The organism is Nocardia sp. NPDC004168 (assembly GCF_040610355.1).
GTDB lineage: Bacteria > Actinomycetota > Actinomycetes > Mycobacteriales > Mycobacteriaceae > Nocardia > Nocardia sichangensis.
The window spans coordinates 1-1,052 of the sequence record NZ_JBEXME010000115.1; the positions used below are offsets into that span (position 1 = coordinate 1).

Sequence of the window (1,052 nt, forward strand, 5' to 3'; positions counted from 1 at the left end):
CGTGAGGGATTGAACATTCCCGTGGTAGGGCGGAACCTTGTGGTAGCAGCAGAAATCACCACAAATCCGCACTCGCCACAAGGTTCCGCCATGTCTTTGTACTCCTGTGCCTCGACCGTTGGCATCTCGTGCCTCGACGGCCTCGATCCCGGTCCTGGTTGCGTGTGTGTGGCGTGCCGGTTCGGCTACGGCGCCGACCGGCCACCACGCCCGCGGCGTTACGGCAGCGACGCCACCGACGCCGAATGGGCGGTGCTCGCGCCGCTGCTGCCGTGGCCGGCCTGGCTCGACGGCGCGGGTGGGCACCCGGAAAAATATTGCCGCCGCCAGGTTCTCGACGCGATCGCCTATGTCGTGGACAACGGCGTCAAATGGCGGAATCTGCCGGTCGATTTCGGTATCGGCTGGCGCACCGTGCACGCGATCTTCACCCGCTGGAACCGCACCGGGTTCACCCTCGCGGTTCACAACGACCTGCGTGAACAGCTCCGTCTCGCCGAAGGTCGTGGCCGCGAACCGACCGCGGCGGTCATCGATTCGCAATCGGTGCGCGCCGCCGAAACCGTTGGTTCGGGCAGCCGCGGATTCGATGCGGGCAAGAAAGTCGCCGGCCGCAAACGTCATGTCGTGGTGGACACGATCGGGTTGCTGCTGGTCGTGGTCGTGACCGCCGCCAATGTCCAGGACCGCGACGGCGCCCGCGCCGCATTGGCTCTGCTGGGCGCCTGGTACGCCGGAATCACCCGCATCTGGGCCGACGGCGCCTACACCGGCGAACTCGTGACCTGGGCACACACCCGATTCGGCTACCTCATCGAGATCGTCAAACGCAGCGAGGCCGCCTCCGGATTCGAAGTCATTCCCCGCCGGTGGGTCGTCGAACGCAGCCTCGCCTGGATCACCCGGCGCCGCCGCTGCGTCCGCGACTACGAACGACTACCCGAACACCACGAAGCCATGGTCCTGTGGGCCATGACCCTGGTCATGCGGCGCCGACTCGCCCGCCTCACAACCCACCCGATCCCGAAATGATCAGTTCATACACAGGCACT

At 66.2% G+C, this 1,052-nt stretch carries 1 protein-coding gene; it reads left to right on the top strand.

Annotation, left to right across the window (positions count from 1 at the left end; genetic code table 11):
* The first annotated feature begins 90 nt into the window (after positions 1–90).
* Complete coding sequence (locus ABZW96_RS37675) at positions 91–1,032, top strand: IS5 family transposase (protein WP_355081670.1); 942 nt, start codon at positions 91–93, stop codon at positions 1,030–1,032.
* Positions 1,033–1,052: the final 20 nt, after the last annotated feature.

Excerpts from the sequence above, each read along its gene's own strand:
- ABZW96_RS37675 (WP_355081670.1), top strand. The coding sequence starts at position 91 with ATGTCTTTGTACTCCTGTGCCTCGACCGTTGGCATCTCGTGCCTCGAC.